Annotated in this window: 23 protein-coding genes; all 23 read left to right on the top strand. The window is 54.9% G+C overall.

All coding sequences use genetic code 11. The features are described from left to right. Positions 1–221: 221 nt before the first annotated feature. The 23 genes from AAFN83_RS06275 to AAFN83_RS06165 all read left to right on the top strand — a co-directional run bounded on the left by AAFN83_RS06275 (position 222) and on the right by AAFN83_RS06165 (position 25,247). Positions 222–1,898 carry a ribonuclease J gene (locus AAFN83_RS06275; protein ID WP_347767947.1) on the top strand — a complete coding sequence of 559 codons (1,677 nt, stop codon included), beginning with the start codon at positions 222–224 and terminating at the stop codon, positions 1,896–1,898. Positions 1,899–2,046: 148 nt separating this feature from the next. Beyond that, complete coding sequence (locus AAFN83_RS06270; protein WP_481810487.1) at positions 2,047–2,772, top strand: ClpP family protease; 726 nt, start codon at positions 2,047–2,049, stop codon at positions 2,770–2,772. Next, positions 2,769–2,999 carry a YlzJ-like family protein gene (locus AAFN83_RS06265; RefSeq protein WP_347767944.1) on the top strand — a complete coding sequence of 77 codons (231 nt, stop codon included), beginning with the start codon at positions 2,769–2,771 and terminating at the stop codon, positions 2,997–2,999. The genes AAFN83_RS06270 and AAFN83_RS06265 overlap by 4 nt, the downstream gene beginning before the upstream one ends. Before the next feature lie 68 nt (positions 3,000–3,067). After that, positions 3,068–5,602: an FtsK/SpoIIIE family DNA translocase gene (locus tag AAFN83_RS06260; protein WP_347767943.1), complete on the top strand. Its 2,535-nt coding sequence runs from the start codon at positions 3,068–3,070 to the stop codon at positions 5,600–5,602. Between the two features lie 174 nt (positions 5,603–5,776). Continuing rightward, on the top strand, positions 5,777–6,589 hold the full coding sequence (sleB, locus tag AAFN83_RS06255) for a spore cortex-lytic enzyme (RefSeq protein WP_347767942.1): 813 nt from the start codon (positions 5,777–5,779) through the stop codon (positions 6,587–6,589). Between the two features lie 115 nt (positions 6,590–6,704). After that, positions 6,705–7,988, top strand: a complete 1,284-nt coding sequence (yfmF, locus tag AAFN83_RS06250) for an EF-P 5-aminopentanol modification-associated protein YfmF (protein WP_347767941.1) — start codon at positions 6,705–6,707, stop codon at positions 7,986–7,988. A 3-nt stretch (positions 7,989–7,991) separates the two neighbouring features. Beyond that, a complete protein-coding gene (gene yfmH / locus AAFN83_RS06245) occupies positions 7,992–9,278 on the top strand; it encodes an EF-P 5-aminopentanol modification-associated protein YfmH (RefSeq protein ID WP_347767940.1) in 1,287 nt (428 codons plus the stop codon). Beyond that, positions 9,275–10,027 carry an elongation factor P 5-aminopentanone reductase gene (ymfI, locus tag AAFN83_RS06240; protein ID WP_347767939.1) on the top strand — a complete coding sequence of 251 codons (753 nt, stop codon included), beginning with the start codon at positions 9,275–9,277 and terminating at the stop codon, positions 10,025–10,027. The genes yfmH and ymfI overlap by 4 nt, the downstream gene beginning before the upstream one ends. Before the next feature lie 114 nt (positions 10,028–10,141). Next, positions 10,142–10,399: a DUF3243 domain-containing protein gene (locus AAFN83_RS06235; protein WP_347767938.1), complete on the top strand. Its 258-nt coding sequence runs from the start codon at positions 10,142–10,144 to the stop codon at positions 10,397–10,399. A gap of 180 nt (positions 10,400–10,579) precedes the next feature. Next, a complete protein-coding gene (locus AAFN83_RS06230) occupies positions 10,580–11,338 on the top strand; it encodes a DUF3388 domain-containing protein (protein ID WP_347767937.1) in 759 nt (252 codons plus the stop codon). Between the two features lie 129 nt (positions 11,339–11,467). Continuing rightward, positions 11,468–12,352, top strand: a complete 885-nt coding sequence (locus tag AAFN83_RS06225; protein WP_347767936.1) for a helix-turn-helix domain-containing protein — start codon at positions 11,468–11,470, stop codon at positions 12,350–12,352. An 11-nt stretch (positions 12,353–12,363) separates the two neighbouring features. After that, on the top strand, positions 12,364–12,855 hold the full coding sequence (locus AAFN83_RS06220; RefSeq protein ID WP_347767935.1) for a YajQ family cyclic di-GMP-binding protein: 492 nt from the start codon (positions 12,364–12,366) through the stop codon (positions 12,853–12,855). 130 nt (positions 12,856–12,985) lie between these two features. After that, positions 12,986–14,314: a 30S ribosomal protein S12 methylthiotransferase RimO gene (gene rimO / locus AAFN83_RS06215; RefSeq protein WP_347767933.1), complete on the top strand. Its 1,329-nt coding sequence runs from the start codon at positions 12,986–12,988 to the stop codon at positions 14,312–14,314. Continuing rightward, positions 14,311–14,892, top strand: coding sequence for a CDP-diacylglycerol--glycerol-3-phosphate 3-phosphatidyltransferase (pgsA, locus tag AAFN83_RS06210; RefSeq protein WP_347767931.1), 582 nt, complete (start codon positions 14,311–14,313; stop codon positions 14,890–14,892). Before rimO ends, pgsA begins: the two co-directional genes overlap by 4 nt. A gap of 104 nt (positions 14,893–14,996) precedes the next feature. Further along, entirely contained in the window at positions 14,997–16,250 is a 1,254-nt protein-coding gene (locus AAFN83_RS06205) for a competence/damage-inducible protein A (protein WP_347767930.1), read from the top strand. Between the two features lie 19 nt (positions 16,251–16,269). Next, the gene (locus AAFN83_RS06200) at positions 16,270–17,151 is read left to right on the top strand and encodes a PhzF family phenazine biosynthesis isomerase (protein ID WP_347767928.1); all 882 of its coding nucleotides are present in this window, start codon (positions 16,270–16,272) and stop codon (positions 17,149–17,151) included. Positions 17,152–17,368: 217 nt separating this feature from the next. Beyond that, a complete protein-coding gene (gene recA, locus AAFN83_RS06195) occupies positions 17,369–18,421 on the top strand; it encodes a recombinase RecA (RefSeq protein ID WP_347767927.1) in 1,053 nt (350 codons plus the stop codon). A gap of 127 nt (positions 18,422–18,548) precedes the next feature. Next, entirely contained in the window at positions 18,549–19,283 is a 735-nt protein-coding gene (locus AAFN83_RS06190; RefSeq protein ID WP_347767926.1) for a RecX family transcriptional regulator, read from the top strand. 289 nt (positions 19,284–19,572) lie between these two features. After that, the gene (rny, locus tag AAFN83_RS06185; RefSeq protein ID WP_481810486.1) at positions 19,573–21,114 is read left to right on the top strand and encodes a ribonuclease Y; all 1,542 of its coding nucleotides are present in this window, start codon (positions 19,573–19,575) and stop codon (positions 21,112–21,114) included. A gap of 80 nt (positions 21,115–21,194) precedes the next feature. Further along, positions 21,195–21,992, top strand: a complete 798-nt coding sequence (locus AAFN83_RS06180; RefSeq protein ID WP_347767923.1) for a TIGR00282 family metallophosphoesterase — start codon at positions 21,195–21,197, stop codon at positions 21,990–21,992. A gap of 81 nt (positions 21,993–22,073) precedes the next feature. After that, positions 22,074–22,334, top strand: a complete 261-nt coding sequence (locus AAFN83_RS06175; RefSeq protein WP_006286829.1) for a stage V sporulation protein S — start codon at positions 22,074–22,076, stop codon at positions 22,332–22,334. 310 nt (positions 22,335–22,644) lie between these two features. Continuing rightward, a complete protein-coding gene (locus tag AAFN83_RS06170; RefSeq protein ID WP_347767920.1) occupies positions 22,645–24,393 on the top strand; it encodes a 2-oxoacid:acceptor oxidoreductase subunit alpha in 1,749 nt (582 codons plus the stop codon). Then, entirely contained in the window at positions 24,381–25,247 is an 867-nt protein-coding gene (locus AAFN83_RS06165; RefSeq protein ID WP_347767918.1) for a 2-oxoacid:ferredoxin oxidoreductase subunit beta, read from the top strand. Before AAFN83_RS06170 ends, AAFN83_RS06165 begins: the two co-directional genes overlap by 13 nt. Positions 25,248–25,414: the final 167 nt, after the last annotated feature.

Here is a 25,414-nt window from a genome sequence, read left to right as displayed (position 1 = left end):
ACCGGTGCGATACGCGCCGGTTTTTTCCATATAGCCGGAGAGGGGACACTGCGAAAATTTCCAATAGGGACGGCATGTTCGCGGCGTGAAAGGGTCACACTAGCTTCATCAACTTGTCATCGATGATTTCCATCATGTATAATGGAAACAAGTGACTGGTGCGGTTCATATACGGTTTGGCATATAAAATCGTCGTCCAAATCCAAGAAGGAGGAACTGTTTTGGCTAAAAAGAACGTAGACAAGCTTCAGGTCTTTGCCCTAGGCGGCGTGGGCGAGATCGGCAAAAACATGTATTGCATTCAATATGGCAACGATATCGTCGTTGTCGATTCGGGCTTGAAATTCCCGGAAGAGGATATGCTCGGCGTTGACATCGTCATTCCCGACATCTCCTACCTGATCGAGAACCGGGATAAGGTTCGCGCAATTCTGCTTACCCACGGCCACGAGGATCACATCGGCGGCCTGCCTTATGTCCTTCGCCAGCTGAATGTGCCGGTATACGGCACGAAGCTGACGCTGGGACTCGTAGAAGGAAAGCTGAAGGAAGCGGGACTCCTTGGGGAGACGAAGCGGATTCTGATCGATGCCAACTCGGAGCTTTCCCTCGGGTCGATCAAGGCTACCTTCTTCCGCACGAATCACAGCATTCCCGATTCGGTCGGGATCGTTCTGGAAACCCCGGAAGGCGTCGTGGTTCATACCGGGGACTTCAAATTCGATCAAACCCCGGTTAACGGGCAATATGCCGATTTGCACCAAATGGCTGAAATCGGCAAGAAGGGCGTTCTGCTCTTGCTGTCGGACAGCACCAATGCCGAACGTCCGGGCTACACGGGTTCGGAGAAGAGCGTTGGAGCCGAGCTGGTGGATGTATTCCGTCGCGCCAAGCAGCGCGTCGTGGTCGCTACCTTCGCCTCCAATGTGCACCGGATTCAGCAAGTCATCGATGCAGCGGAAGCGAATCACCGGAAGGTCACGGTTGTCGGACGAAGCATGGTTAACGTGGTTTCGATCGCTTCGGAGCTCGGCTATCTTCGGATCCCGGAAGGCATGCTGATCGAGCCGGAAGAAATCAATAAGATGGCGGCCGACCGCGTTGTCATTCTGTCCACCGGCAGCCAGGGCGAGCCGATGTCCGCTCTTACGCGGATGGCCCGCAATACGCATCGCAAGGTGGAGATTCTTCCGGGGGACACCGTTGTCATCTCGGCAACGCCGATCCCTGGCAATGAGAAGTACGTAGGCCGGACGGTCGACGAATTGTTCCGCCTCGGAGCCCATGTTATCTACGGCCCGGGATCTGTGTCCGGCGTCCACGTTTCGGGTCACGGCAGCCAGGAAGAGCTCAAGCTGATGCTTAACCTGATGCGTCCCCGCTACTTCATGCCGATTCACGGGGAGTACCGTATGCTTCGTCAGCACGGCAAACTGGCTGAATCGGTCGGCATTGAGCCGGAGGATATCTTCTTGACGGACAACGGCGATATTCTGGAAGTACAGAACGGCGTTGCCCGCAAGAGCGGCAAGGTCCAAGCCGGCAACATTCTCATTGATGGCCTGGGCATCGGAGATGTCGGCAATATCGTTCTCCGCGACCGCAAGCTGCTGTCCCAAGACGGCATCCTGGTTGTGGTCGTAACCCTGAGCAAGCAAGAAAAGACGATTTTGTCCGGTCCGGACATCATTTCTCGCGGGTTCGTCTATGTCCGCGAGTCCGAAGGCCTGCTGGACGAATCCAGCCGAATCGTCACAAGCACCCTTACCAAGTTGATGAGCGAAAATGTAAACGAGTGGGCTTCCCTCAAAACTCATGTGAAAGAAGCCCTTGGACGCTTTTTATATGAACAAACCAGAAGAAGGCCGATGATCCTCCCGATTATCATGGAGGTTTGAAGCCGGACCCATCAGTCAGTCACTTGACCGAATCCAGACCACTTGCTCCTGCTGAAACGGGTAACCCCGTTTTCACAGGAGCTTTTTTCATGTGCGAATGGGCATACTAGGGAGCATCCAAGAGAAGGAGGGACTTTCTGTGCCATTCGTGAGTGAACAAGCTCCGCCTGAAGTAGGTCCTGATCATCGGCGCAGTGCCGCCACCGACAACATTCAGCAGTTGGGGCAGATCAATGTACCGACCATGGAGAGCAATATCTTTTGCTTGTCTGTGATTGGGCAGGTGGAAGGACATATGATCCTGCCTCCGCAGAACAAAACGACCAAATACGAGCATCTGATCCCCCAACTGGTTGCGGCGGAACAAAATCCGCGGATCGAGGGCGTTCTGATCATCTTGAACACCGTCGGGGGAGACGTGGAGGCGGGACTTGCCATTGCCGAGATGATCGCGAGCCTGTCGAAGCCAACGGTCACCCTGGTTCTGGGCGGAGGACACAGCATCGGCGTGCCCATCGCGGTTTCTGCGGATCACTCCATCATCGCGGAATCGGCGACAATGACGATCCATCCCATTCGTATGACCGGACTCGTCATCAGCGTGCCGCAGACCTTCGAGTACCTGGACAAAATGCAGGAGCGCGTCAATCGCTTCATTGTCACTCATTCGCGCATCTCCGAGGAAAAGCTGAAGGAGCTTCTGTTCAAGACGGGGGAGGTCCCTCGGGACATCGGAGCAACGGTTGGCGGTCCGGATGCCGTTCGTTATGGACTGATTCATCAGGTAGGCGGAATCGGGGACGCGATCCGCGAGCTGAACCGGCGCATGGAGGAGCGACGGGCGGGCCGTCCGATGGAGGTGCCGCTTCAATGACCCTTTACACGGTGCTTCCTCTGGAGCATGTGCTGGCCGGGGTGGAAGAGATGGACTATGCCTTTGAGGATGTGGTCATCAACGGAATCTCCATGCAGGTGGAATTTTTGGGAGCCACAAGAGCGCGCATCGTGCGACTGTACAGTGCGGACTTGGCGGATTACTTGAATCCCCGGTATTCCCCAGGTTCCATTATTCGTTACCAGCCTGTCCGGGAATCCGATTGACCCCGCTGAACCCAAGCCTATCTGAACCTCCGGCGCTTGTGCTATAATGCAAGTCGGGGGTGAAAATATTGGCAACGAGAAGCAAGAAACGAAAGTCATCCAAGAACAAAGGCAAACCCTTTCTCAAGTACGAGCTATATGGGATCGGCATGCTGATATTTTCCATCATTGCTTTGTTTCGGGCAGGCTCTGTCGGCCGGTCACTCACGCTGCTCTTTCGCTTTTTGGTTGGGGTGCTGGACTGGGTCATCCCGTTAATCGTCATATATGTCGGATTGTTCGTGATGATCAATCGTGCGTGGCCGCGTAAATGGACACGGAAAAAATCCGGACTTCTCGTGCTGCTGATCGGGTTCGTTCTTCTTATGGAGATGGCGATGATCCGCAAGATTGTCGTTCATCCCGGGGATGTCGCGCCAGGCTTTATCTGGAAAGAGACCTGGAAGACCCTGTGGGAGGGTATTCAGGTTTATCCTTCGGCGGGTGATATCCTTACCCGGCAAGTGGGCGGGGGAATCATCGGTGCGGGGCTCTACTCGGTGCTGGATTATCTCTTCAGCTATGAAGGAACCGTGATCGTGGCGATCGCACTGTTCGCCGTGGGGATCATGCTCGTAACGGGCATCTCCTTCGTGGAGGTAGGCAAACGCATTCGTGAATTCTTCCGGACCCTCAACAAGGGAATTCGGCGCAAGCTGTTCGTGCCTCGCCGCAAGAAACCGGGGGGAGCCGGGAAAAAGCAGCCGGCTCTCCTGCACACGGATGAAGACTTCGATGAAGAGGACGATGACGAAGAAGAAACCGCATTGTCTTTGACGCGCAAGGGCAAGGGACGGAAAAGTCGAACCATCGTGGACGTGACGCCTCTGGCAACCGAGGAAGATCGGGATTCATCCTTAGGGATGGACGGCGCGGGGCTGGAGCCCATGGACCTTGATCGTTCCCCAGTGCAGGACACGCCGTTCATTCGCGACTTCCTGGATCATGTGGAGCCTGGAGTGGACCCGACTGCGGATCTGCAGGGGAACTCCATGCCGTCCGACAATCTTCCTCCTGTGGAAGTCTCGCCTTCCGCGAATGCCAAGAGTGGCGAGGAAGCGGGTTCCCCGGAAGGCCTGGATGCGGGCGAGGTGGCCTTGAACCTGCAGCAAGTTGCTCCGCCACCGAAGCCTTATCAGATGCCCGGCCTTCAGTTGCTCAGCCGCCCGGCGGCTTCCGGCAAGGGTTCCGAGCTGAGCGATTACAAAGCCAACGCCCGCAAGCTGGAAGCCACGTTGGAGAGCTTTGGCGTTCGCGCGAAGGTGTTGGAGGTCGTTCGTGGTCCGGCTGTTACGCGCTACGAGGTTCAACCGGATGTCGGCGTGAAAGTCAGCCGGATCGTCAGCCTCACCGATGACATCGCGCTCGCCCTCGCCGCCAAGGACATTCGGATGGAGGCGCCGATCCCCGGCAAGTCCGCTATCGGGATCGAGGTGCCCAACTCCGAGGTCTCGATCGTTACCCTGCGGGAAGTGATGGAAACTTCCCTCTTCCAAGACGCAGCGGCCAAGCTGTCCGTCGTTCTTGGCCGGGATATCTCCGGGCAGCCGATCGTCGGCAACCTGGCGAAGATGCCTCACGTGCTCGTTGCGGGAGCTACCGGCTCCGGGAAATCGGTCTGCATCAACGGCATCATCACGAGCATCCTCTACAAGGCGAAGCCGGATGAAGTCAAGTTCCTCATGGTGGACCCGAAGATGGTCGAGCTGAATGTCTACAACGGCATCCCGCATCTGCTTGCTCCGGTCGTCACCGATCCGCGGCGGGCATCGCTTGCGCTCAAGAAGATCGTCGTCGAGATGGAGAAGCGATACGAGCTGTTCTCCAAAACCGGTACGCGTAATATCGAGGGCTATAATACCCATGTAACCGACCCGAACAACCCGAATCCAGAGGCCCCGCTGCCTCTGATCGTGGTCATCGTGGACGAGCTTGCCGACCTGATGATGGTTGCCGCCGGGGATGTGGAAGATGCCATCTGCCGCCTGGCCCAAATGGCACGTGCGGCGGGCATCCACTTGATCATTGCGACCCAGCGTCCCTCGGTCGACGTCATCACCGGGGTCATCAAGGCCAACATTCCTTCGCGGATCGCCTTCGGTGTTTCGTCTCAAGTGGACTCGCGAACGATCCTCGATATGGCCGGGGCGGAGAAGCTGCTCGGCCGTGGCGACATGCTCTACCTGCCGGTCGGCGCCTCCAAACCCGTTCGAGTGCAGGGGGCATTCCTCTCCGATCAGGAGGTGGAGGCGGTTGTTGGCTTCGTGAGCCACCAAGAAAAAGCGCAGTACCAGGAAGACCTGGTGCCGCAGATTGATGAATCCGCGGAGCAGGAAGACGTCTTTGCGGACGAGCTTTATGATCAGGCCGTGCAGATCGTCGTGGAGGCGAAGCAGGCGTCTGTTTCTCTCCTGCAGCGTCGGATGCGCGTCGGCTATACGAGGGCCGCTCGTCTGATCGACGCCATGGAAGCGAAAGGCGTTGTCGGCCCCTACGAGGGCAGCAAGCCTCGCGAGGTTCTCGTCTCCCTGGAGCAATTCCAACAAATGCGAGCCAGCTCCTAACCGATTGTACGCGCTGTACTGTGCCGCCAGACGCCCGTTTGGCTATAGCCCCGCACATCCCGAACTGGGATGGCGGGGCTTTCTTTGTTGAGGGTCAAATGCCGAATAGAAAAGGCGAGGAGTTGAATACTAAGGCAGACAATGGAACCATGAACAGGAAGGAAGGGAATGCACATGTCTACTAAGAAGTATCGCTACCTCATCCTCTCCATGGCTTTGATTCTGGCTCTTCTCGCAGTCGTCCAGATCAAGCAGGGAGGAGCCCCTTCGCCCGTATCCAAGGGTCTCTCCGCATCGGAGCCGGCGCAAGAGGTATTCAGCAAGCAGACCGTTCGGTATGGATCAACGGGAAGCGATGTCTACGAGCTGCAAGGAAGGCTCAAATACCTAGGCTTCTACGCGAGCAAGCTGGACGGAATTTACGGCTGGCGAACCTTGAAGTCCGTCAAGTGGTTTCAAGCCGAGTTCGGTCTCAAGATCGACGGTGTCGTCGGATCGAAGACGAAGCTAAAGCTCTGGCAGGCTACGAAGAATTGGAAGCCGACCGGCGCCTACAAATCCGAATCCTCTACTGGCGGTGGGGGGGGAAGCAGCACCGACACGAGCACGACGAACAGCTCCCATCCCGGCATTAGCGAGAACGACATCAAGATAATGTCCAACGCGGTATTTGGAGAAAGCCGAGGCGAGCCTTACCGAGGGCAAGTCGCGGTGGCTGCCGTTATCTTGAATCGCGTAGGAGACTCCAACTTCCCGAATTCGGTCTCTGGTGTTATTTTTCAACCGGGGGCTTTTACGGCGGTAGCGGACGGACAAATCTGGCTTACCCCGAACGACACTTCGAGAAGAGCGGTTCAGGATGCGGTAAACGGGATTGACCCGACCAACGGATGTACGTACTACTTCAATCCCGAGACGGCAACATCCAAATGGATTTGGAGCCGCCCGCAGATCATGAAGATCGGCAAGCATATTTTTTGCAAGTAACAGGTGATGGAGATCTGCAGACAAGCTTGGGGAGAAGAAGTGGCCGCCTGGTTGCTTCTTTTCTTGCGCTAGGAATATAATGGATAGACCTGATGGATGAAGGAGAGTGCTCGGATTGACGGAAGCCAGCTTTCAACGAACGGCAGTCGGAAATGTCCGGCTGCATGTGCTGCCGACGGATCGCTTCAAAACCTACGCCGTCGCGCTGTACATAGGGAGCCCTCTCCGAGAGGATCGCGTGACGCGAAATGCGCTCGCTCCTTTTGTGCTTCGAAGAGGGACGAAGACGTACCCCACCACCCAGCTCTTTCGGGAAAAGCAAGCGGACCTGTACGGAGCGGGCTTCGGCTTTGATGTATACAAGCGGGGAGACTACCAGCTCGTTCAGTTCCAACTGGACATTGTGGACGACAAGTACGTAAGCGAATCGGATTCTTTGCTTCGCCAGGGCTTACACTTTTTGGGTGAGGCCGTCACCAAGCCTGCCTTGGAAAACGGACATTTTCTCGATCGGTACGTTCAAGACGAGAAGGAGACGGTCCGCAAACGGTTGGAAGCCATTGTGAATGATAAAATCCGGTATGCCGCCGAGCGGTGCATGGAGGAGATGTGCAAGCATGAGCCCTATCGTCTCCACCCATTGGGCAAGATCGCCGATCTCGCTTCCCTCACCTCGGATGAGCTGTACAACAACTACATCGAATGGCTGAAGGAATCGCCGATGGATCTCTACATCGTGGGCAATACCACGCTGGACGAAGTGAAAGCTTATGTAGAGGAAGCCTTCGCTTTCCCGGAACGGGCCTCCAGTCCGGATTATGTCCGGGCTATACCGACGAAGAAGGAAGGCAGCGTCAATACGGTAGTGGAGAAGCTGGATGTCAGCCAAGGCAAGCTTAACATGGGGCTTCGCTGCGACGTAACGTATGCGGATGACCGGTACCCGGCGGCTTTGATGTATAACGGTATTCTGGGGGCTTTTCCGCATTCAAAGCTGTTCCTGAACGTGCGGGAAAAGGCGAGTCTCGCCTATTACGCCGCCTCGCGTTATGACGGCCACAAGGGCATCCTGACCATCCAATCCGGGATTGAGGTGGCCAATTATGAACAAGCCTGCGCGATCATCCAGGAGCAGCTGGAGGAGATGCGAGCCGGCAAGATCAGCGAAACCGAGCTTACGCAAACCCGTGCGATGATCACCAATCAGCTGCGTGAGGGCAATGACTCCGCATTCGACCGCATCGCCTTTGATTTCAACACGGTGCTCTCCGGCAAAAAAAGAACGCCCGAAGAGATTGCCGAGGCGATCACCCGTGTAACAACGGATGAAATTCGGCAATTCGCTGAAACGGTCCAGCTCGACACCATCTATTTCTTGCGTGACCGGAAGGAGGACTGACCGATGGAGCCTATACAAATCGATCGCCTGCAGGAGAAGCTGTATCGTGAGGTCCTGCCGAACGGATTGACCGTTTACGTACTGCCCAAGCCGGGTTTCAGCAAAACGTATGCGACCTTCACCACGGACTTCGGTTCCATTGATAATCATTTCCGTCTTGCCGGCGGGGAGGACATCCGCGTTCCTGACGGCATCGCTCACTTCCTGGAGCACAAGATGTTTGAAGAACCGGAGGGGGACATCTTTGCCACTTTTGCTTCCCACGGCGCTTCGGCTAACGCGTTTACAGGATTTGAACGAACCGCCTATCTCTTCTCGGCGACGGACCATGTCTATGATAACCTGAAAACCTTGATCGACTTCGTTCAGAATCCCTATTTCACCGACCAGAACGTCGAGAAAGAAAAGGGAATCATCGGCCAGGAGATCAAGATGTACGAGGATAACCCGGATTGGCGCTCCTACTTCGGACTGATCTCCGCGATGTATCAGGAGCACCCCGTTCGCATCGATATTGCGGGGACGGTGGAAACGATCTCGCACATCGACAAGGAGACGCTGTACTCCTGCTACCATACCTTCTACCATCCGAGCAACATGCTGTTGTTTGTGGTGGGCGGCATCGAGCCGGAGAAGGTGTTGGAGCTCGTCCGTACGAATCAAGCGGCGAAGACCTTCCCGCCGCAGGGCCCGATCGAACGGCTTCAGCCGAAGGAACCGGCCGCTGTAGGGCAAAAGCAGCTGATCGTTCACTTGCCGGTCTCCATGCCTAAGATGTATTTTGGCTTTAAGGAGCCATCCGGCGTGCCGGTGGGCGAGGAGCTGGTTCGCCGCGAGCTGGCGGTCAAGGTGATGCTGGATACGCTCATCGGCTCCAGCACATCCATCTATCAGACGCTGTATGAAGAGCATCTCATCTCCGATTCCTTTGGACATGAGTACAACATTGCACCGGATTATGCCTTTTCGATCATCGGGGGGGATACCCCAGACCCGGATCGCCTGCTTGCCCGGGTGCGCGAGCTCATCGAGCCGGTGCTGACGGCTGGAGTCGCGGAGGCTGACTTTGAGCGCACGAGGCGCAAGCGAATCGGCTCCTACCTGCGGATGCTGAATTCGCCGGAGGCAATTGCCAATGAGTTTACGCGCATTCGCTTCGCGGGCGGCGACCTGTTTGAGCTGCTGCCGCTGTATGAATCGCTGACCCTGGACGAAATCAACAGCCTTCTGCGGGAGCATTTTGACTGGAGCCGCCTGGCCGTGTGCATCGTGCGAGGCGAAGACCAATGACGAAGGCTTTCCCCGAGCAGACGGTGCTGATCACGGGAGCGAGCCGGGGGATCGGCGCCGCGATCGCGGAACGCTTTGCCTCTGCCCGGCTGACACTTATTCTCCATTACCTGCATTCCCACGAGGCGGCCAACGAGGTTGCCCGGCGCTGCGTGGAGCGGGGCTCCCGCGTGCTGACCGTTTCCTGCGATATCCGATCGCGGGAGCAGGTCCAGCAGATGAAGGACAAGATCGCTTCTCATGGCTTTCAAGCTCCTGATGTTTTGGTAAACAACGCGGGGGTATCCCATTACGGTCTCCTGTCTGACCTGAAGGATGAGGACTGGGACCGCGTCATGGATACGAACCTGCGAGGAGCTTACCTCACGACCCAGCTCTTTATGGACGAGATGATCCGGAACAAGTACGGCCGGATCATCAACGTCTCCTCCATATGGGGAATGGCTGGAGCCTCCTGCGAGGTGGCTTATTCGGCCGCCAAGGGGGGGCTCAATGCCTTCACCAAGGCGCTTGCCAAGGAACTGGCGCCGTCCGGCGTAACCGTCAATGCGGTCGCTCCCGGCCCGGTGGATACCGAGATGATGGGAGGCTTCAGCGCCGAGGAGAAGCTCGCCATTGCGCAAGAAATCCCGGCTGGCCGTTTTGCTCAGCCCGACGAGATTGCATCGCTCATTTATTACTTATCTCTTCCCGAATCGGGATACATAACCGGGCAGATCGTCAGCGCGAACGGCGGTTGGATGACGTAGTGTGTTTCTTCAGCCCCTACACCGAAATAAACCATTTTGTCCTCATGCATACGTTGACTTCCCGTCGGAAATCCTAATCACTGCTTTCATCTATTCGAAAGAGGAGTGATCGAGATGGCGACGGTCTTGAAGTCGTTCGAGAAATGGCAGACCTTCCTCGGCAACCGAATCAGCGAGGCAGAACGTCTTGGGGTAAACGATCAGACGATCATCAAGCTGGCGACTGAGATCGGCGGCTACCTGTCGGACAAGATCGACCCGGAGAATGTGGAAGAACGCTTGCTGAAGAATATGTGGGACGCCGCGGACGAGAACGAACGCAAGAGCATTGCAAGCATCATGTTCAAGCTGTCCAAGAACCACGCTCAATGATCGTGAACCGACTGGCTTGATGCTTTCTTACGACGGTTCGAGAAGACCTCCTGGGCATTCGGGAGGTCTTCTCGCATGAGCAATCCTACGATTTCACTGGGCTATTGAAGCATCCTGTCTTATCCTGTAGAATAATGAGCGGAGCCTTTTTTTTGGTCCGGAACGGGAGTTTTTGCCAAGATGAAACAATGGTACATGGAATATAAAATTCACAAAAACCGTCCGGGTCTTCTGGGCGATATTGCTTCCCTCATGGGGATGCTCGAAATCAACATCATCACGATCAACGGGGTTGAGGACCGCACGCGCGGGATGCTTCTGCAGACGAATGATGATGAGAAGATCCATTTGTTGGGTAAGTTATTGCAGAAGGTCGACAACATCACGGTGAACGCTCTTCGGGAAACGAAGCTGGTCGACATTCTGGCCGTGCGCCACGGTCGCTATATCGAACGCGATTCGGATGACCGCAAAACGTTTCGTTTCACGCGGGATGAGTTGGGGCTCTTGGTTGACTTCCTGGGCGAGATCTTCAAGAGAGAAGGCAATCAGGTGATTGGTCTTCGGGGGATGCCGCGTGTAGGCAAGACAGAATCAATCATCGCGGGAAGTGTCTGTTCGAACAAGCGCTGGACGTTTGTGTCCTCTACGCTGCTTCGCCAGACCGTTCGCAGCCAGCTGTCCGAGGACGAGATGAATCCCGGCAACGTGTTCATCATCGATGGGATCGTCTCCACCATCCGTTCGAACGAGAAGCATTTTGCCCTGCTGCAGGACATCATGAAGGCTCCGTCCACAAAGGTCATCGAGCATCCGGATATTTTCATCCGGGAATCGGGATACCAATACAGCGACTTCGATTACATCATTGAGCTTCGCAATACGGAGGATGAAGTGATCTCCTACGATGCGTTCGCCGATCAATATGAAGGATTTTGAATCCAATCGGCAGCGAGCATCGTCTATCTACTAGAGCATGTTTGCAGATACATTCAAGAAAAATAAGCCCATTCGCGAACCCCGGACCCTTGTTCGGGGATTGCATGATGATATAAGGAGGTGACTTGCGTGTTCGAACTTGGCCAAATGCTGAAAAAGGCGAGACTCGACCGGGGCATCACCATGGAGGATCTTCAGGAAATGACGAAGATTCGCAAACGGTACCTGGAGGCCATTGAAGAAGGCAATTTTAAGGTCTTGCCCGGCAATTTTTATGTCCGTGCCTTCATCAAGAGTTATGCAGAAGCGGTGGGGCTTGATCCGAACGAGGTTCTCGGCCTGTACAAAAACGTAATTCCAACTGCCGTACCGGAGCAAACCCAGGAGCCGCTGCGCAGGAGCCGGAGCAAGCCCAAGGTGCCGATCAAGTGGGCAAGTTGGGTGACCGGGCTGCTGTTGTGGGCTTTTTTCATCCTGATTGTCGGGGTGATCTATTACTTTATCGCCCGCAACGGGAGCGACCCCTCAAAGACGGTTACGGACCGCGATCAAAATCGGATTACCGAAAGTACGCCAGCGCCTACCGTGTCCGGAGCAAGTGCGGCATTGCCGAGCGAAACGCCGACGCCTTCCCTTGCGCCGACCCCGACGCCGACCCCGGAAGCCAGCGTGAAGCTGGTCAAATCGGAAGGCTCAACCGATTTCTATCTGATCAGCGGCCCTCCGTCCATGAAGCTTGACTTGGAAATCGTCGGAGATGCTTGCTGGTTCAGCCTGGAAACGTTAGAGGGCGGCAAAAAGCAGCAGGTTGAGCAAGGCTCCCTGACTCATGCAGACAAGCGAAGCTGGGAATCGTCCAAGGCGCTCTTCCTTCGGTTAGGCCGCGCCAACGCAGCCAAGGTAACCGTTAACGGCCAGGAGCTTCCTGTCGGCCCCAACCCCAGTACGAAGAAATTTCAGCTTGAGTTCGGAAGCGCCGCGATTTCGCCGTCTCCGAGCACAGGCGTCCAATAAGGAGTGGAACCATGGCTAGTGATAATTCGTTTGACGTTGTATCGAAGATTGATATGCCCGAATTGAACAATGCGATGAATCAAGCATCTCGTGAAATCGAGACTCGCTTCGACTTCAAGGGCAGCAAGAGTGAGATTACGCTGGATAAGGAAGAGATCATCATTCTGTCGGACGATGAATTCAAGCTCCAGAACGTTCTGGACATTCTCATCGGCAAGATGGCAAAGCGCGGCATTTCCTTGAAGAACCTGGACTATGGAAAGGTGGAGCCGGCTTCCGGCGCTATGGTCCGTCAACGGATCAAGATTCGCCAAGGCATCGACCAGGAGATTGCGAAGAAGATTAATATCATGGTTCGTGACTCCAAGAAGAAGGTCACCAGCCAGATCCAGGGCGATCAAATTCGGGTGAGCGGCAAGAGCCGCGACGACCTGCAGGCGATCATGCAGCTGCTCAAGCAAGCGGATTTGCCGGTCGAGCTTCAATTCGTCAATTTCCGATAAGTAGGGTTCATATCGGCATACGCGCCTTCGGTTCTGGTCAGGAACCGAAGGCTTTCGCTTGTTTTGACACGATTTCGGGCTTGTATTATACTTGTAACGAAAGTTTAGGGACACCATTGGAGGCTCCGCCATGACTGAGAAAATCAAGGTGGTTACGCTGGGGTGCGAGAAGAACCTCGTCGACTCGGAGATCATGTCCGGACTCGTCCATGAGCGCGGTTTCCAGCTCACGGACGATGCGGAAGAGGCGACCGTAATCATCGTTAATACCTGCGGATTTATCGATGCGGCCAAGGAGGAATCCGTCAACACGATACTCGGCCTGGCGGATTTGAAGGAGACCGCATCCCTGAAAGCACTCATTGTATCCGGCTGCTTGACGCAGAGGTACAAGGAAGACCTGATGAATGAGATGCCGGAGATTGACGGAATTGTCGGTACCGGTGATTTCCATAAGATCAACGAAATCATTGACCAAGCATTAGCCGGACAGAAGCCCGCTTATGTCGGGAATCCCATCTTCAACTACGAGCAGAAGCTTCCTCGAAAGCTCTCCACACCTCGGCACACCGCTTATGTCAAAATCGCAGAGGGCTGTGACAACGCTTGTACCTTCTGCAGCATTCCGATTATGCGGGGCGCGTTCCGCAGCCGCTCGATGGAATCGATTCTTGAAGAAGTACATAGCCTAACCGAGCAGGGAGTGAAGGAGATCAGCTTGATCGCCCAGGACTCTACTCACTATGGCATGGACTTGTTCGGCGAGCATCGGCTTCCCGAATTGATGCGCCGCGTGAGCGAAGTCGAAGGTGTTCGGTGGGTCCGCCTTCACTATGCTTACCCGGGCTTTTTCACGGATGATCTGATTGAAGAGATGGCGTCCAACTCTAAGATATGCAAGTACATTGACCTTCCTTTGCAACACAGCGAGGATACCATTCTGAGACGGATGAGAAGACCGGGACGCCAGCGTGATGCCCGCGAACTGATTGCGAAGATTCGCAGCAGCATTCCGGAGGTTTCGCTTCGCACCTCTCTGATCGTGGGATTCCCCGGTGAAACCGAGGAGGATTTCGAGCGACTGGTTGAGTTCGTGAAGGATGTGAAATTCGACCGCCTCGGGGTATTCACGTACTCGCAGGAGGAAGACACGCCCGCTTCCCGCCTCCCGAATCAAGTTTCGGAGGATGTGAAGGAGCTTCGCGCGAACAGGCTGATGGAAGTCCAGCGAGAGATTGCGAAGGATCGCAACGAGCGCTTGATCGGGCATGAGATCGACGTTTTGATTGAAAAGTACGACGGACGCAATGACATTTACGTTGGGCGCTCCCAATTCGACGCTCCAGAGATCGATGGAGAAGTTTTTGTTGCGGGATGCAAGACCAGCATCGGGGAGATAGCCAAAGTGCGCATTACACACTCGTTTGAATATGATCTGTCCGGGGAGGAGATCGCATGAACCTGCCCAACAAGATCACATTGGCACGGATTTTCCTCGTGCCAATCATTGTCATTATCCTGCTCATTAATGTGGATCTTCCGATACTGGAGTTTAAAGATTTTGAAATAACGGTTAACCAGATCATCGGCACATTGATCTTTATCCTCGCGGCGAGTACCGACAGCCTCGACGGGTACATAGCTCGCAAGAACAAGCTGGTCACCAATCTGGGCAAGCTGCTTGACCCGCTTGCCGACAAGCTGCTCGTAACGGCGGTTCTTATCTGCCTGGTACAACTCGGTAAGTCCCCGGCCTGGATGACCATCATCATCATCAGCCGGGAGTGGGCCGTTACGATGCTGCGGCAGATTGCTGCCCTTGAAGGACAGGCCCTGGCCGCCAGCAAATGGGGCAAGTGGAAGACGGCGACGCAGATTACGGCGATTATCGCACTCCTGCTGAACAACTTCCCCTTTGCGTTTATTAACTTCCCCTTCGACGAAATTTCCATGTGGGTAGCAGTTGTCATTACGATCTACTCCGGTGTGGATTACTTCGTCAAAAACAAGGAATTGTTTAATATGGATCACAAATAACGTTCAATTGCTCCTTGCCATCGATCGGAACCGTCTTGCGCTGCACGCAGACGGCTTCCGGGAGAGGGAAGGGGTTTTTGCTATGACCAGAGGAGGATTTACGCATGAAAGCCGAACTCATTGCCGTGGGAACCGAGCTTCTGCTTGGTCAAATCGTCAACAGCAATGCCCAATACCTATCCGGGGAATGTGCAACCATCGGAGTGGATGTCTATTTCCAGACGGTCGTTGGGGACAACCCCGAACGCCTTGTTCAAGCACTCGCAATTGCGGAATCGCGTGCTGATCTTATCATCTGCACGGGAGGGCTGGGACCGACCCAGGATGATCTCACCAAGGATGTGCTGGCCGAGCGGCTGAACCGGAAGCTGGTGGTTGACCGTCCCGCGATGGACAAGATGACGAGCTTCTTTAAAGTTCGGAAGATGGAGATGGTTGCGAGCAACGCTCGTCAGGCCATGACCCTCGAAGGAAGCGTCACGCTTGTGAACGACACGGGGCTAGCCGTCGGAACCGCCGTCAGCCAAGAGGGCAAGCACTACATTCTGCTGCCGGGCCCTCCTAAGGAAATGAAACCGATGTTTCGGGATTATGCGCTCCCCTGGATTCGCAGCATCATGACCGATGAGGTCCCTCTCTTCAGCAAGATGTTGAAGTTTGCCGGGATCGGCGAATCGAACCTCGAGCATGCCCTGCTTGACCTCATTCATGAGCAGACAGACCCGACCATCGCTCCCTATGCCAAGGAAGGGGAAGTGACGATTCGGCTGACGAGTCGTGCCAAGACGGAGAGCGAAGCCTTCGCCAAGATGGAGCAGGTGGAGGAGATGATCCAACAGCGGGTCGGCGAATACCTGTACGCCAAGGAAGATGTCACCATGGAGCAGGTGATCTATACCACACTAAAGCAGGAAGGGAAGACGCTGGCGGTGGCGGAGAGCTGCTCGGGCGGGCTGCTATCGGACCTTTTGACCGCAATACCGGGCAGCTCTGCTGTCTTTCGCGGGGGTGTTGTCTCCTATTCCAATGAGCTCAAAAAGGTGTTTCTAGGCGTCCCTGCCGAGCTTCTGGAAGGGGAAGGAGCGCCGGGGGCGGTTAGCCGCGAGACCGCAAGAGCCATGGCGGAAGGCCTGCTGGCAAGGGCCGGAACGGACTATGCCGTCTCGATCACCGGCGTGGCAGGACCGGAGCCCTCAGAGGGCAAGCCGGTCGGGCTTGTTTACTTCGGGATTGCTTGCCGCGGACAAGATACGGAGGTTATGGAAGCCCGGTACAATGGCAGCCGCGAAACGATCAAGCTCAAAACGGCCAAAGCCGCTCTCTATCACCTTTGGAGAAGGCTTGGCACCTCTCATTGAAAAGAAGGGATAGAGACAAATGGCGGCAAAACCAGTTCAGGTTCATCATTATGATGCGTTCAGCGGCACTCCTCACAAGGGAAATCCCGCAGGCGTAGTCCTGGAGGGCGAGTCCCTGACGGAGGAACAGATGCAAGAGATCGCTCGTGTGGTTGATTTTAATGAGACGGCGTTTCTCCTGAGCTCCGACAGGGCGGATGTCCGCATTCGCTTTTTTACCCCCGGCCACGAAATCAACCTGTGCGGCCATGCGACGATGGCCACGATCTTTGCTATGAGGACCAAGGGAATGCTTGACGGCAAGACAGAATGGACCATCGAGACAAAAGCAGGCGTTCTGCCCATCAAGCTGGCGGAGAGGGAAGAAGGGCTCTTCATCACGATGAGGCAGGCTGCTCCTCAATTTGCCTCTTTCGATGGCTCAAGGAAGCAGCTTGCCGCATCGATCGGACTCGAAGAGAGAGACTTGGCAACGGAACTGCCCATTGTGTACGGGAGTACCGGAACCTGGACGCTGCTGGTACCGGTGAGATCTCTTGCGGTTATGGAACGGATGAACCCGCAAAACAAGCTCTTTCCCGCGATTTTAAGCGCGATGCCGAGCGCGTCTGTCCATCCCTTTTGCTTGGAAACGCTAGACCCTGCTGCGAATATGCATGCCCGACATTTCTCTTCCCCTTACTCCGGCACCGTGGAAGATCCCGTTACCGGTACGGCCTCCGGAGTGATGGGGGCTTATTATGCGGCATACATTCAGGATGGTCCGGTTCTGGAGCTGCTGATCGAGCAGGGACAAGAACTGGGGCGAGACGGCAGGGTTCAGGTTACGGTTACGAATGGCGAGCAGATTGAAATTACGGGGACGGCGGTTTATGTGGAATCGTTCGAGGTTTCGATCTAGTCGCTCATCAACGCTCATTGACAGATTTCATAGGCGCCTTTTATAATAGGGAGTATCCATTAGCGGAAGCACCGCAGCGAAAGCCCATCTTTCGTTGCGGTGTTTTGTTGTTTGCAGGCATTTCGAAAAATGCGAATATATGTTCGAAAAAAGCTTGGCAAATGCCTCCGAATCGAGTAAAATAAACTTATCAAGTTGAGAGAAGGATGTGAGTCGATTGTCAGATCGTCGCGCTGCGTTGGAGATGGCATTACGCAACATTGAGAAGCAATTCGGCAAGGGGTCCATTATGAAGCTCGGGGAATCCACCCACATGCAGGTGGAGACGGTACCGAGCGGTTCCCTCGCTCTCGATATAGCTCTTGGAACCGGCGGGTTCCCAAGAGGAAGAATCATCGAAATCTACGGACCGGAATCTTCCGGTAAGACGACGATTGCGCTGCATGCCATCGCCGAGGTACAGAAGACCGGCGGACAAGCTGCTTTCATCGACGCAGAACATGCGCTCGATCCGCTCTATGCCCGGAAGCTCGGCATCAACATCGACGAACTGCTCCTGTCCCAACCGGATACCGGTGAGCAGGCGCTGGAGATCGCGGAAGCGCTCGTACGCAGCGGTGCTGTCGATATCATCGTCATCGACTCCGTTGCAGCCCTCGTGCCGAAGGCTGAAATCGAAGGGGAGATGGGCGACTCTCACGTCGGGCTTCAAGCTCGTCTGATGTCCCAAGCCCTTCGGAAGCTGTCGGGTGCCATCAACAAATCGAAGGTCATCGCGATCTTTATCAACCAGTTGCGGGAGAAAGTCGGCGTTATGTTCGGCAACCCCGAGGTTACGCCGGGCGGTCGCGCCCTCAAGTTCTACTCCACTGTACGGCTGGACGTTCGTCGGATCGATTCGATCAAGCAAGGCAATGATTTGGTTGGCAATCGCACCCGGATTAAGGTCGTCAAGAATAAAGTAGCTCCGCCTTTCAAGCAAGCAGAGGTCGATATGATGTATGGCGAAGGCATTTCGAAGGAAGGCAGCCTCGTCGATATCGGGACGGAGATGGATATCGTCGACAAGAGCGGTGCCTGGTATTCCTACGAAGGCGAGCGACTTGGCCAAGGGCGTGAGAACGCCAAGCAGTTCCTGAAGGACAACCCGAAGATTGCCGAGACAATCGAACGGAAGATCCGCGAGAACAGCAACCTGTCCACGATTGTTCCTTCGGCCCAAGAGGAAGAAGACGACGAGGATGCGCTTGAATTCGAAGAGAACGAATGAATAAATCCAGCCTATGAGCTGGTGGAATCTCGTGCCGCACCGGTGTTGAACCGGCGCGGCATTTGCCTATTGTGCGGAAACCCAAGGGGAGGAAGCGTGTGCGAACCCGACGAAAGGAGGCGGCTGCATGGACGACCAGGCGCCGAAAGCGAGAGAAACAGAGGGGCCGGATGGGCTGGCCGAACAAACCCCAAACAAGACCGCGATGATCACCCAGGTGGAACAGCAGAAGAAGAATCGCAGCCGATACAACCTTCACCTGGATGGGGAATATGCCTTCTCCGTTCATGAGGATCTTCTTGTTCACTATCGCCTCTTGAAGGGGGAGACGGTGAACGCTTCGACCTTGCAAGAGATTTTGCACGCAGATGAACGGCATCGAGCCTATTTGGATGCGGTACGCTTTCTGGGTGTGCGCTCTCGTTCGGTCGATGAAGTACGCAAGAAGCTGAAGAGCAGAGGGTATGAACCTCCTCTGATTCAACAGGTCGTCGCTCAATTGACCGAGCAGGGGTATTTGAACGACCGGGATTTTGCGGATTTGTGGACACGGGAACGCATCTCCCTTCAGAAGAAGGGGAGGAAGTGGGTGGAGCAGGAGCTTCGCCACAAGGGAGTCGACAAGCAGACCGTGGCCGAGGCAATCGGGCGCATCAACCCGGAGGAAGAAGAGGAACAAGCCTTGGTGGTGGCTACCAAACGCTGGAAGCTGCTCAAGGGAGAACCCGCTGATAAAAAAAGGAAGCTGTATGCCTTCTTAGCCCGGCGCGGGTATGCCCCACAGCTGGTAGGGAATGTGGTTCGACAAGTTAGCGCGGCTGAGCCGATGGACTCCGAAGACTGGGATTGGGAATCCCTGTGAATGGGTTTGTCACAGATGCCTTGCTTCGTTTGTCCGGAAACTTGACAACAATCTGAACAAAAAGATAAAATATTGATAACTCTTTGTGACAAGAGGAGATTCGCAAAGTAAAATCGCCAATTTTTACTTTTTATTCTGTACCATGCGAATCGTGAATCGGTGCTGTCGCAGTACTGATGAAAACATGTTAATCCAGAACTTCCTGGAAAATGGAATGGGCTAAAAACCGAACAAATCCCAAGCTACTCTACAGGGAATAGCGAGGAGGTGAAACAGGCAGATGTCGAGCATGCCAATATGGCTTGCGGCATTGATCTCCCTTCTCGTTGGCCTTCTTGGCGGTGGGATTGGCTATTTTATCCGGAAATCTCTTGCTGAAGCGAAGATTTCAAGTGCCGAACGTGCGGCCGAATTGATTGTCGAACAGGCGAAAAAGGACTCCGACGCCTTGAAAAAGGAAACGGTGCTCGAAGCGAAGGACGAAATTCACAAACTTCGTACCGAAGCGGAAAAAGAAATTCGCGAACGTCGAAACGAAACTGCTCGTCAAGAGCGGCGGTTGTTGCAAAAAGAGGAATCACTGGATAAAAAACACGATTCTCTGGAACGCAAAGAAGAACTTATGGCCAACAAAGAGAAGCGGATCGATGAAACGCAAGCGCAAATCGATCAGCTTTTGAAAACGCAAGTCGCCGAGTTGGAACGGATCTCTGGCCTCACCATGGAGGATGCGAAGACGATCATCATCACGAACGTCGAGCAGGAAATCCGTCACGAGACGGCGCAGATGATCAAAGAGATCGAAACGCAAGCCAAGGAAGAAGCAGACAAGAAAGCTCGGGAGATTATCTCCCTTGCCATTCAACGTTGCGCTGCCGATCACGTCGCCGAAACGACCGTATCGGTGGTTACCTTGCCCAATGAGGAGATGAAGGGCCGCATCATCGGACGCGAAGGCCGGAATATCCGTGCCTTGGAAACGCTCACCGGGATCGACCTGATCATCGACGATACGCCTGAGGCAGTCATTCTGTCCGGCTTCGACCCGATTCGCCGCGAGGTTGCTCGGAACGCACTCGAGAAGCTCGTTGCAGACGGCCGGATTCACCCGGCTCGCATCGAGGAAATGGTCGAGAAGTCCCGCAAAGAAGTGGACGAACGGATTCGCGAATACGGAGAACAGGCTACCTTTGAGGTGGGGGTTCACGGGCTTCACCCGGACCTCATTAAAATCTTGGGGCGTCTGCGTTTTCGGACCAGCTATGGTCAAAATGTACTCAAGCACTCGATGGAAGTGGCTTACCTGGCGGGACTCATGGCAGGAGAGCTCGGGGAAGACGTTACTTTGGCGAAACGTTCCGGACTTCTGCATGACATCGGCAAAGCGCTTGATCACGAAGTGGAAGGTTCTCACGTGGAAATTGGCGTGGAGATCGCCCGCAAGTACCGGGAACATCCGGTTGTGATCAACAGCATTGCTTCTCACCACGGAGACACGGAGGCAACCTCGGTTATCGCGATGCTCGTTGGCGCAGCAGACGCTTTGTCTGCAGCAAGACCGGGAGCACGCCGGGAGACCTTGGAGACGTACATCAAGCGGCTGGAGCGGCTGGAAGATATCTCGGAATCCTTCGAAGGAGTCGAGAAGTCTTACGCCATTCAAGCTGGACGCGAAATTCGCGTCATGGTACAGCCCGAGAAGGTCGACGATACCGAAGCTTTCCGGCTGGCTCGGGATATCACGAAGAAGATCGAGAACGAACTCGATTACCCGGGACACATCAAGGTCACGGTCATTCGCGAAACCCGCGCCGTGGAATACGCCAAATAATTCACGTTCGAAAAGTGGCCGTTACGGCCACTTTTCATCGTTATAACCGAAATGAGCGCACGAAAGGAGCTACCGCAGCTATGAGAATTCTGTTTATTGGGGATGTCGTCGGATCTGTGGGCCGGGAAGCGCTGCGTAAGCGTCTACCCGCACTCAAGGCCAAGCATCGGCCGGATTTCATCGTCGTGAACGGGGAGAACGCCGCACACGGCCGAGGCATCACGAAGCCGATTGCCACCAGCTTCTTCGAATGGGGAATCCACGGCATCACGATGGGCAACCACACCTGGGATCAGCGGGAGATCTATGAGTTTATCGATGACGAGCCCAGGCTGATTCGGCCGGCGAACTTTCCGGACAACAACCCGGGAGCCGGATGGGCCATTCTGAAGGCGGGCTCGAAGGAGATGGCGATCATCAGCCTTCAAGGCCGGACCTTCCTGCCCCCAACCTCAGATTGCCCGTTCCGCAAGGCAGATGAAATCCTCGAACAATTGGAAGGACGCAACATCCCGATCCTCGTTGATTTCCACGCAGAGGCGACATCGGAGAAGATCGCCATGGGCTGGTATTTGGATGGACGAGTCTCCGCTGTCGTCGGCACGCATACCCATGTGCAAAGCCATGATGACCGGGTACTGCCGGATGGAACCGCCTATGTGACGGATGTTGGGATGACCGGGCCTTTGAACGGCATTCTGGGTATGGAAAAGGATGCGGTCATCAGCAAGTTTCTGAGCGGGATGCCCGTTCGTTTTGTAGTGGATGAAGGCAAATGGCAGTTGAATGGAGCCTTTATTGAAACGGATGATGCCACGAACCGGGCGAAAGCCGTCCGCTTGATCCGGGAGGACGAGGACCGAACCATCATCGAATAAGGATCACAAGGCATGAACGATCTCCTCAGCGAATAGGATGATTATTGGAAGCCATTCATCATTCCTGAGGAGGTACCTTTCATGGAAGTATTGAAAGTTTCAGCAAAATCCAACCCCAACTCCGTAGCCGGAGCTCTGGCCGGTGTCCTTCGGGAGCGCGGGGCCGCTGAACTGCAAGCGATTGGAGCCGGTGCGCTCAATCAAGCCATCAAGGCTGTGGCCATAGCCCGGGGGTTTGTCGCTCCGAGCGGGGTGGACTTGATCTGCATCCCGGCCTTTACCGATATTGTCATCGACGGGGAAGACCGTACGGCCATCAAGCTGATCGTTGAGCCCCGTTGACGGGACACCCCAAAGGACTGTGGAATGAAGAAGGGCCCCCCTGTTTACTTTCGAGTAAACAGGTTTTTCTTGCTTGGGGTGATCGGGATGAACGGAATTTTTTATTCTCATCCATTGGAAACGGTTACGCATGTCGAAACGTTCTCAATATGATATGAATTCAATCGAAACTTACTATACCTTTTCCGGGTCAATCCCCTTGCCTTTTGATAATAATTCTCATAATCTTGAAGTAGAGAATGTGACCAAATTGTTACAATCATCTTTCCCGAACACCAAAGCAGGATCATTCAAAGGGGATGAACGATCTGTGAAAAGGGAGCTGTCATGGAAGATCGGCGGTCAGCAGGGGGAAGGCGTAGAAAGCACGGACCGCATTTTTTCCACTGCGTTGAACCGATTGGGCTATTATCTGTACGGATACCGTCATTTCTCCTCGCGTATCAAGGGTGGTCACACGAATAATAAAATCCGCATCAGTGTCGAGCCGCTGCGAGCCATATCGGATGAGCTGCATCTTCTGGTCGCGTTCGACCAGGAGAGCATCGACCTGAACGCAGCCGAGCTGACAAGCGATGGGATTATTCTAGCCGATGAGAAAGTTCATCCGGTCATTCCGGAGGGAGCCCAAGCTCGGTTGTTTGCCGTTCCCTTCACCCGCATCGCGGAGGAGCATGGAACGTCCTTAATGAAAAACATGGTGGCGACAGGCGCATCTTGGGCGCTGCTCGGCCTTCCTCTCGACTTGTTGAATCAAGCGGTCGAGGCGGAATTCGGGCGAAAGGGAGAGAAGGTCGTTCTGAAGAATCAGGAGGCGGTTCGCCGTGGGGCCGAGCATGTGCTTCAGCTGGCAGGAGGACCTGTGGAAGAATTCCGACTTGCTCCGGCAGACGGCAAACGGAAGCTTTTTCTGATCGGCAACGAGGCCATCGGGCTTGGAGCTGTTGCAGCCGGCTGCCGTGTCATGGCTGCCTATCCGATAACACCCGCTTCAGAAATCATGGAGTACTTGATCAAGGAGCTACCGCGTCTAGGCGGAACGGTCATCCAAACGGAGGATGAGATTGCTGCGGTCACCATGGCGATCGGAGCGAATTATGCGGGAGCCCGTTCGTTTACCGCATCCGCTGGACCGGGGCTGTCCCTGATGATGGAGGCGATCGGCCTTGCCGGGATGACGGAGACCCCGCTCGTGATTGTGAATACCCAGCGAGGAGGCCCTTCAACAGGGTTGCCGACCAAGCAGGAGCAGAGCGACATCATGGCCATGATCTATGGAACCCATGGGGAAATTCCGAAGATCGTCATTGCGCCTGGTACCATAGAGGACTGCTTCTACGACACGGTGGAAGCGTTTAACTTGGCGGAGAGATATCAATGCCCTGTCATTCTGGTCACCGATCTCCAGCTCAGCTTGGGCAAGCAATCGGCAGAACCCTTTGACTATCGAAAAATCTCGATCGATCGGGGAAGGTTGATTGAGGACCCGGCTCCCCGCAGCGAAGGTGGCTTGTTCAAGCGGTACGAACACGCGCTGGACGGTATTTCACCGCGTACGATACCCGGTCAGAAGCACGGCATCCATCACGTTACAGGGGTTGAACATGCGGAGGACGGACGGCCTTCGGAGAATTCTCGCAATCGCCTGACGATGATGAACAAGCGGATGTCGAAGCTGAGCACCTTCCAGCTGGATAGTGCGATTCGAGCGGATGCCCCGCATACGGAGCCGGATCTGCTAATCATCGGTATGGGCTCCACAGGCGGAACGATTGCCGAAGCGCGAGAGCGCCTGCAACAAGAGGGGATCAAGGCCAATCAAGTGGCGGTGCGCCTCCTGCATCCTTTTCCAATAGCTGAGCTGAAGCCGCATCTTGAGAAAGCGCGGAGAGTGATAGTCGTTGAAAACAATGCAACGGGGCAGCTCGCCAGTCTGATCCGAATGAACCTGCCTGAGTATGCCGGGAGGATTCGCCATCAATTGAAATATAACGGCAAGCCGTTTCTTCCTTCGGAAATCTATACGGGATGCAAGGAGATGTTCGTATGGCAACCGTAAAGGACTTTCGCAACGAGGTAAAACCCAACTGGTGTCCGGCTTGCGGCGACTTCTCTGTGCAGGCGGCCATTCAGCGTGCGGCAGCGAATAGCGGCCTGGAACCGGAACAAGTCGCTCTGGTGACGGGAATCGGCTGTTCCGGCCGCATCTCCGGCTATGTTCATGCTTACGGGTTCCATGGCATTCACGGACGCTCTCTTCCGATCGCACAGGGCGTCAAGATCGCCAACCGGGAACTGACGGTCATTGCTTCGGGAGGCGACGGAGACGGCTTTGCCATTGGCATCGGGCATACGATTCATGCCATCCGCCGCAACATCGACATGACCTATATCGTCATGGACAATCAGATTTATGGGCTGACCAAGGGGCAGACGTCACCGCGGAGCGGGGCGGGCTTCCAAACCAAAAGCACACCGATGGGTGCCATCGAACCGGCTTTGTCCCCCATGGAGGTCGCACTCGCCTCTGGTGCAACCTTCCTGGCGCAGTCCTTTTCCAGCAACATCAAGCAGTTGACCGACCTTATTGAACAGGCCATCCGACACAAAGGGTTCTCGCTGGTCAACGTGTTCAGCCCATGCGTGACCTTCAACAAGGTCAATACGTATGACTGGTTTAAGGAAGTGTTGAAGGACGTGTCCGAGATTCCGGGCTATGATCCATCCAACCGCGTGGCGGCGATGACAACGCTCATGGAGACAAACGGACTCGTCACCGGCCTGCTTTATCAGAATGAGCAGCAGCTTCCTTATGAAGAGCGCATTCCCGGGTTTCGCCAGGAGCCGCTCGTCAGGCAGCCGATCGCGCTGGAGGAAGCGGAGTTTGAGAAGATGATGAATTCATTCGCCTAAAAAATCTATAATAAATGACATTAATAAAGTGGAATCGAAAAATTTGACAGGTGTGTGATGCATCTGTCTTTTCTTTTGGGTAAAAAAGAGTACAATAGGAAGGGGATTTTTGCAGAACGCTTTGCGTTCCCATCCTTGCGGCGGAGTTCGCTTCGGACAAGCCCGCC

The sequence above is a fragment of the Gorillibacterium sp. CAU 1737 genome (genome assembly GCF_039888655.1).
Lineage (GTDB): Bacteria > Bacillota > Bacilli > Paenibacillales > NBRC-103111 > Gorillibacterium.
The sequence above is the reverse complement of the archived record's forward strand: the minus strand, read 5'-3'. Positions and strand labels throughout refer to the sequence as shown.

Excerpts from the sequence above, each read along its gene's own strand:
- AAFN83_RS06265 (WP_347767944.1), top strand. The coding sequence starts at position 2,769 with ATGACCCTTTACACGGTGCTTCCTCTGGAGCATGTGCTGGCCGGGGTG.
- sleB (WP_347767942.1), top strand. The coding sequence starts at position 5,777 with ATGTCTACTAAGAAGTATCGCTACCTCATCCTCTCCATGGCTTTGATT.
- yfmH (WP_347767940.1), top strand. The coding sequence starts at position 7,992 with ATGGAGCCTATACAAATCGATCGCCTGCAGGAGAAGCTGTATCGTGAG.
- ymfI (WP_347767939.1), top strand. The coding sequence starts at position 9,275 with ATGACGAAGGCTTTCCCCGAGCAGACGGTGCTGATCACGGGAGCGAGC.
- AAFN83_RS06235 (WP_347767938.1), top strand. The coding sequence starts at position 10,142 with ATGGCGACGGTCTTGAAGTCGTTCGAGAAATGGCAGACCTTCCTCGGC.
- AAFN83_RS06230 (WP_347767937.1), top strand. The coding sequence starts at position 10,580 with ATGAAACAATGGTACATGGAATATAAAATTCACAAAAACCGTCCGGGT.
- AAFN83_RS06220 (WP_347767935.1), top strand. The coding sequence starts at position 12,364 with ATGGCTAGTGATAATTCGTTTGACGTTGTATCGAAGATTGATATGCCC.
- rimO (WP_347767933.1), top strand. The coding sequence starts at position 12,986 with ATGACTGAGAAAATCAAGGTGGTTACGCTGGGGTGCGAGAAGAACCTC.
- pgsA (WP_347767931.1), top strand. The coding sequence starts at position 14,311 with ATGAACCTGCCCAACAAGATCACATTGGCACGGATTTTCCTCGTGCCA.
- AAFN83_RS06205 (WP_347767930.1), top strand. The coding sequence starts at position 14,997 with ATGAAAGCCGAACTCATTGCCGTGGGAACCGAGCTTCTGCTTGGTCAA.
- AAFN83_RS06200 (WP_347767928.1), top strand. The coding sequence starts at position 16,270 with ATGGCGGCAAAACCAGTTCAGGTTCATCATTATGATGCGTTCAGCGGC.
- AAFN83_RS06190 (WP_347767926.1), top strand. The coding sequence starts at position 18,549 with ATGGACGACCAGGCGCCGAAAGCGAGAGAAACAGAGGGGCCGGATGGG.
- rny (WP_481810486.1), top strand. The coding sequence starts at position 19,573 with ATGCCAATATGGCTTGCGGCATTGATCTCCCTTCTCGTTGGCCTTCTT.
- AAFN83_RS06180 (WP_347767923.1), top strand. The coding sequence starts at position 21,195 with ATGAGAATTCTGTTTATTGGGGATGTCGTCGGATCTGTGGGCCGGGAA.
- AAFN83_RS06175 (WP_006286829.1), top strand. The coding sequence starts at position 22,074 with ATGGAAGTATTGAAAGTTTCAGCAAAATCCAACCCCAACTCCGTAGCC.
- AAFN83_RS06165 (WP_347767918.1), top strand. The coding sequence starts at position 24,381 with ATGGCAACCGTAAAGGACTTTCGCAACGAGGTAAAACCCAACTGGTGT.